The sequence below is a fragment of the Ruminococcus sp. 1001136sp1_2201st1_G3_2201SCRN_220225 genome, assembly GCF_040924365.1.
GTDB lineage: Bacteria > Bacillota > Clostridia > Lachnospirales > Lachnospiraceae > Blautia_A > Blautia_A faecis.
Window position 1 is genome coordinate 1 of record NZ_JBCOME010000101.1, and the last position, 5,988, is coordinate 5,988.

The following is a 5,988-nucleotide window of genomic DNA, read 5'->3' on the forward strand; positions in this document are numbered from 1 at the left end:
GAAAAGGGCAGCTATCAATAGATGGTAAGCTGTTTTTTTCTCTGTCCTGACACCGATTGTTCACGTATCAATTTATCAGTATCTCTTTTTGCATGTTTTGGGTATCGTTGCTTCATAACTCATATCAAGCAACATTTTGATTTTGTCATCTGATACGCTGCACATCCAGTGCAACAGTAATCCAGCTATCCTTGCTCATGTGATACGCCGGGAAGAAGCCGGGTTCCTCTCGTAGTGTGCCAATCAGAATTGGGTCACATTTGAAATCGACCACTTCCAGCATTTCTTCGCCTTGCAGCCCCAGCTTGTTCTTTGGTACATCCATAATCAGAGCAAACCACTTCCGATTATTACAATGCCGGAACACCTCATAATTCGGATATTTGAGCCACGGATAATCTGTCTCGGCGTTATATGTCTGATTCTAATTCTGCGCGTTTCATAACCTCACCTCTACAACTTCTAGCTTTCTGCATGTTACTATATAGTTTTGATTACCTGTTCTTCTGCATTTTGGCCGAGGGATAATCTCTTCGTTGAAAAAATAATTGACCACGATAGGCGGATCGTTGAACGGGCGTTTGATGGAATCATCATCCTGGACATACAGTAGCCCTTCCTCTTGGCAAAACTGCCGCATCTGCGCATCCAGCATTGACCAGTAGCTGCGTTCTTTTTTATTGTAAATGGTATCGTACAGCGGCAGCAGGTCTGGATGTTTTTCCGTTATATAGTCAAAAATCGTTTTCTTATAACCGCCCCGCAAGTTTAGGTTTTCCAGCCAGACCAAATTACATTGATTCTTCGCCCGGTGGATGATGGAGGGCAGGTCGGTGAGGCCGGGGAAAATCGGCGAGATAAAGCAGGTGGTGCGCACACCAGCATCATGGAATGCTTTCATAGCGGCCAGCCGCCGCTCAATGCTCACTGCATTGTCCATATCAGCGCGAAAATCTTCGTCCAGTGTGTTTGATCGACCAGGATACCCGCGCATTGGGGAATGTTTTAATGAGGTCAAGGTCACGCAGCACCAGGTCAGACTTGGTAGCAATACTGAGGCTACATTCACTGCCCTGCATCTGCTCCAAAATGGCGCGGGTGCGGCAGGCGGTTTCCTCCAGCGGCTGATATGGGTCGGTCACGTAACAGAGAAACAGTTCTTTCCCTGCATACCGCTCCGGGTGTTTGATTTCCGGCCAAAATTTAACGTCTATGAACTCTCCCCAGGGCTCCGGGTGATTGGTAAAACGCTTCATAAAAGATGCGTAGCAATATTTGCAGCCGTGGCCACAGCCCACATAAGGATTGACCGAATAATCACTCACAGGCAAATTGGATTTTGTGAGGACGCTTTTTACTTCAACGTTTCAGATGATTGGCTCCATTGTATGTATGCTCCTTTGATTTTGCTTATTTTTCACGGGACAGTTTCATCATATCCTTCATATCGGCAAAACCGATTGTTTGATACAGCGGCCTGCCTTTGTTTGAGGTTTCAAGATAAATTTTTGAAATATGCCGCTGACGAGCCTGCTCTACAAGCCACCTGACGATTCTGTTCCCTATGCCGTGTCCGCGAAACTGCGGCCGGGTATAAATGTTCATCAGGTAGGCACATTTCCCGTTTAGATTGTCCGGTGAGGGCATCTCATGATAGAGGCATATCCCGCCGCAGCCGACGATTTCCTCCCCTACGTAGGCAAAGCAGGCAATATGTCCGCCCTGCGGCAGTTCTGTTTGATAGTAGCGGCGATTTTCCGATTCCAGCTCTGTTACAGACCGCTCCGAGGGGATGGAGAATACCTCATGCAAGACTTCCATTCGCCATTGCATCAATACATTCAGGTCCTGGATCGTGGCCTGCCGGATCTGAATCTCCATTATAATGCCCCCGCTTTCATTACCACCGGCAGTTTCGACACATCCGGCTTACCGTTGACATTCAAAGGAATCTGCTTCATCTTCACAAAGAACTCTGGGATCATAAAGGAAGTCAAATTTTCAGACAGTTCTTTTTTTACTTCCGAGACTTTCAGCTTATTGTCGGAAGGCACCACATAGGCGGTCATATAGGACAGTCCATCCTCGTCTGTAAAAGCCCGGACAATAGCCTGCTGCACATCCTTGCACCGATAGAGCCGGGACTCCACCTCGGCAAGTTCCACCCGCTTGCCGTAAATCATGATCTGGTCGTCCTTGCGGTGCAGGAATGCAATGTTGCCATCCGGCAGGATATAGCCCAAATCGCCGCTGCGGTACATGGTGCTACCGTCCGGCTGCCGCTCAAAAGCTCTGTTTTCCTCGGCATGGTCGCCAATGTAGCCCAGAGATACACCGCCGCCATAAATGCAAATCTCACCCGTCTGCCCTTTGGCAACCTCGTTGCCAGACTGATCCAGAATCCTGATTTGCGCACCTAGTACAGGATGACCGATGGGATAGGTACCGTCCTCCAGCACAGTTCCACTATTACAACGGTAATAGGAGGCGCAGACCGTTGTCTCGGAGGGGCCGTAGGTGTTGTAAACCTCTGCTTTGTTCAGCAGGTGATCCACATAAACGCCCCGCAACACATCGCCGCCGCTGATAAGCAGCCGCAGAGAGGACGGAATGACAGACAGGTGGTTCATTTCTGCCAGCAGATACGGAAAGCCGCTGATCATAGTCACATGGTGGCGTTCCACAAAAGCCATCAATGCATGGATGTCGGCCTTATCCTCGTCAGCGGGGATGGCCAGAGCGGCACCATTCAGCAGACTGGTGAACACTTCCTCCACAAAGATGTCAAAAGAACAGACGGAATATTGCAGCATGACATCACCGGGGCCGGGATGGAACTCGTTGGCAAAGGCACGGACATAATGGCAAACATTGCGGTTGGTGACACAGACACCTTTGGGCCGCCCGGTGGTACCTGACGTATACAGCACATAGGCGGGGCGTTCCGGGTCTTCGATGGCATTGCGCTTCCAGGAGGGCGTCTCCACGCCGCAGATCTCACAATCTGTATAGCGGATGGGGAAACTGCTCAGTTTGGGCGCAAAGGCGTGTTCCGTCAGCACAAAATCCACCTGTGCCTCGGTCATCATGTCATGGATGCGCCCGGTGGGAAAATCCGGCTCGGCTGGGACATATCGGCCGCCGCATTTGAGTACCGCCAGAATCGAGGCAATCATCTCGGTTCGGTGACGCATGACGATGCCGATGCTGTGTACTTCCTGCGGAAAGCTGCACGTGATCATATCCACCATGTTGGACAGCTCTCCAAAAGTCATGGTGCGGTCGTTTTCAATGATAGCTGGGGCATTTTCATGTTCTTTAACTACTTTCTGAAAAAGCGAATAAATCGTATCCATCGTTTTATCTCCTTGTCGGTTTATCTATTTAATATCCAGTGAATGCCAGCCGCTGTGCGCTTGTTGCACGCCTGATAGTGGCTGCCACTGTTCAGTACGAAGGTGGTTTCGATGCCTTTCCCGTGGCACAGTGTTTCTATCTCCTGCGTATTCTGCTGCACAACGTTCAAAATCGGATTATCGGTGGAGCTCTCCTTGTCTCCGAGAGAAAAATACAGACAGTCAGGTTTGCGCTTCATCTCATGGGAGCACACATATTCCATGATGCCCTCAAACCAGAAGGAACCTGACATACTCGCTGCGCGGGCAAACACATCCGTTTGGTAGAGAGCGTAGAGGGCGAACAGCCCGGCCAGCGAGTAACCGGCGAGGCCCCGCCAGGCGGGCGCACCGGGAAGGAGCGCTTCCGCTTCCGGCATAATTTCATCCAGAAGCAGTTTCAGGTAATCATCCGCACCACCGGTGCAGGGCGTATCGTGTTTAGAGATCGGCCCCATATACCACGGTGTCATGTCATGATCCCATTTCAGCTTACTGACCGCCACCAGACAGAAATCTGGGCAGCCGAGCGCCATCAGGTTTTTATACACACTGTTAACGGCATTGGAAAAGGTGTTGAGATAGATAACTGGGCTGCCCGGCTTTGCGCTTGGGTATATGTCCACTCTTTTTTGTTCTATGGTTAAAGAAGTCACCTTGTTGCCTCCTCTCTTGACGATTCATTGTATAAATATTGTACGGTATCCGAAAACGAAAGCAAGTACGCAGAAAGTTCGTACATATATTCATAATTATCCTTATATTCTTTATATTTCATCTCGATTTTTTCATCTCCTAATACGATACATTTAAATTTTCTGTTCCCTATAAAATTAATCTATCGGGCTTTACTAAATCGCCAAACAACGATTTATCTTTGCCTTATGTTATCATAATTCGGTTTAAATTGCTATAAATAGCCTTATCTCAATAATAGAAAATCCCAGAAATCATTAAGATTCCGAGGCCTTATGTTTGAACATATTTACCTTTTAATTTATGTAACAAATAAAATTTTGATTGACCTTTTGTTAATATGAATCAATCATCTGCATTAGCTTCTTATAAAATTCATTTCTATCGTTGTAAATTTTTTCCAATTCTTTTTCTGTAAACAGTGCATAGGCTCTATCAGGAACAGCTGTCAAGCCATCGCAGCTAAATGGTATGCGCCGCCCACCCCTGAAAATGGCTGCTTCCCAGTATTTTTTTCTAAAATATTTAATTATTCCCATATAGTATCACCTCTTTCCCATATTTGTTATATACGTTCTGGCAAGTAAAATACTTCTGTTCTTACTATATTATCATCAAAATCCATTTCTACATAATAGTCTCGGACAAAATATGCTCTCCAGTAATCTTGTAGTGAGTAAATTTCCAATGTCTTGAAATCAACTATGCACAATGGAATAGCTTCTTTATTTTCTCCGTCCGTCTTTCTGTATTCTAATGAAGCTGCAACTTTACTTAGACAATTCTGGCATAAATGGTTTTCTAGCATGTTAGTATCAATTTCATAATTTTCCGGCAACGTCACATCTATGCTTGCCATACCACGGCTTGGAGTTCCGTCTGAAGAATAAGATATTTCACCTGTATTCCCAGAGAGGAATGAAGTTGAAGTAGCACTTTCTACCTCATTTCCATTTTCATCGTAATTTTTCAGTGGAAAATCAATCACATACCAGTCATTCAGCGAGATCAATCCAATAGTGTCAAAGTTTCTAAAGTAGCTCATCAGGCTTTCTTCCGCATTTCCGCATAGATAACATTCTGATGTGTTTTCCAGGGATGAGCGCAGATCGTCAAAAGTTACATCAATGTCAGCACGGTGTTTAGTAGATACTGGTTGGGAAGATGTCTGCTCATGGGCAGAGGCATAATATGCGATGATTATGGAGATAACAATTATGACTGCCAGTATGGAAAGCCAGAAATAATCTATTCGGATTTGATAATATCGCTTTTCTTTCTTCATATTTTTGATGCTCTCCCATGATAATAAAATATAGTGTACTTAAAACAAGTTCATTTAAACCATTTTACCATGTTTTGTACTTAAAATGTACTTGTATTATGAACTTATTTTGTACTTATCAAATGGAGAGGAAGCCATATGGAAAAAGATAAACATCTTGGTCTTCGGATTGATTCTGAGACGCACGGAAAACTGAAAAGTCTTGCTGAATTTGAGGGGCGTTCTATCAATGGAGAAGTGCTGTATCTGATTCGTCAGGCGATTGCTCAACATGAGAAAGATCATGGCACATTAAATAAATAGGAAGATCATACATCGGGCTGGTGAGTTCCGGTGTATTTTTATGTCAATTTAAAAAGTATCAAATGATGATACTTTTATAGGAATCAGTGATACTTTACGGCAGGTATTTGAGATACCCCTGATACTTTGAACTGTTATACTGATTATGCTGGAAATAAAAGAACAGCAGGAAAACTTCATATGATTATTAGAAAAGCTCTTTCGGGTTAGCACCCCGGAGGGGCTTTTTTTGTTGCGTGTGTCCAGCAAAGCTGGACTACACTTGCCGGTGTAAGTCCGGTCACGGTAATCGCCAGTGAGCCGTGTAGT

The 5,988-nt window shown here is 45.5% G+C and carries 7 protein-coding genes and 1 pseudogene; 1 reads left to right on the forward strand and 7 read right to left on the reverse strand.

Annotation, left to right across the window (positions count from 1 at the left end):
- Positions 1–145 precede the first annotated feature (145 nt).
- From AB5642_RS19370 to AB5642_RS19400, 7 genes and pseudogenes are all read right to left on the reverse strand, one after another.
- Positions 146–367: an MmcQ/YjbR family DNA-binding protein gene (locus tag AB5642_RS19370; protein WP_226815879.1), complete on the reverse strand. Its 222-nt coding sequence runs from the start codon at positions 365–367 to the stop codon at positions 146–148.
- A 72-nt stretch (positions 368–439) separates the two neighbouring features.
- Positions 440–1,331: pseudogene (locus AB5642_RS19375) on the reverse strand (radical SAM protein).
- A gap of 79 nt (positions 1,332–1,410) precedes the next feature.
- Positions 1,411–1,881 carry a GNAT family N-acetyltransferase gene (locus AB5642_RS19380; protein WP_005924656.1) on the reverse strand — a complete coding sequence of 157 codons (471 nt, stop codon included), beginning with the start codon at positions 1,879–1,881 and terminating at the stop codon, positions 1,411–1,413.
- Positions 1,881–3,356 (reverse strand): amino acid adenylation domain-containing protein, encoded by a 1,476-nt coding sequence (locus AB5642_RS19385; protein ID WP_055058585.1) that lies wholly within the window; start codon positions 3,354–3,356, stop codon positions 1,881–1,883. Before AB5642_RS19385 ends, AB5642_RS19380 begins: the two co-directional genes overlap by 1 nt.
- Positions 3,357–3,376: 20 nt before the next feature.
- A complete protein-coding gene (locus AB5642_RS19390; RefSeq protein ID WP_118338790.1) occupies positions 3,377–4,051 on the reverse strand; it encodes an alpha/beta hydrolase in 675 nt (224 codons plus the stop codon).
- Between the two features lie 375 nt (positions 4,052–4,426).
- The gene (locus tag AB5642_RS19395; protein WP_118512131.1) at positions 4,427–4,630 is read right to left on the reverse strand and encodes a hypothetical protein; all 204 of its coding nucleotides are present in this window, start codon (positions 4,628–4,630) and stop codon (positions 4,427–4,429) included.
- 26 nt (positions 4,631–4,656) lie between these two features.
- On the reverse strand, positions 4,657–5,376 hold the full coding sequence (locus tag AB5642_RS19400; RefSeq protein WP_148463132.1) for a hypothetical protein: 720 nt from the start codon (positions 5,374–5,376) through the stop codon (positions 4,657–4,659).
- A gap of 138 nt (positions 5,377–5,514) precedes the next feature.
- On the opposite strand from AB5642_RS19400, the gene AB5642_RS19405 reads away from it, so the two are divergent.
- Positions 5,515–5,679, forward strand: coding sequence for an Arc family DNA-binding protein (locus AB5642_RS19405; RefSeq protein ID WP_118062271.1), 165 nt, complete (start codon positions 5,515–5,517; stop codon positions 5,677–5,679).
- The last annotated feature ends 309 nt before the right edge of the window (positions 5,680–5,988 follow it).

Excerpts from the sequence above, each read along its gene's own strand:
- AB5642_RS19380 (WP_005924656.1), bottom strand. The coding sequence starts at position 1,881 with ATGGAGATTCAGATCCGGCAGGCCACGATCCAGGACCTGAATGTATTG.
- AB5642_RS19385 (WP_055058585.1), bottom strand. The coding sequence starts at position 3,356 with ATGGATACGATTTATTCGCTTTTTCAGAAAGTAGTTAAAGAACATGAA.
- AB5642_RS19395 (WP_118512131.1), bottom strand. The coding sequence starts at position 4,630 with ATGGGAATAATTAAATATTTTAGAAAAAAATACTGGGAAGCAGCCATT.
- AB5642_RS19400 (WP_148463132.1), bottom strand. The coding sequence starts at position 5,376 with ATGAAGAAAGAAAAGCGATATTATCAAATCCGAATAGATTATTTCTGG.
- AB5642_RS19405 (WP_118062271.1), top strand. The coding sequence starts at position 5,515 with ATGGAAAAAGATAAACATCTTGGTCTTCGGATTGATTCTGAGACGCAC.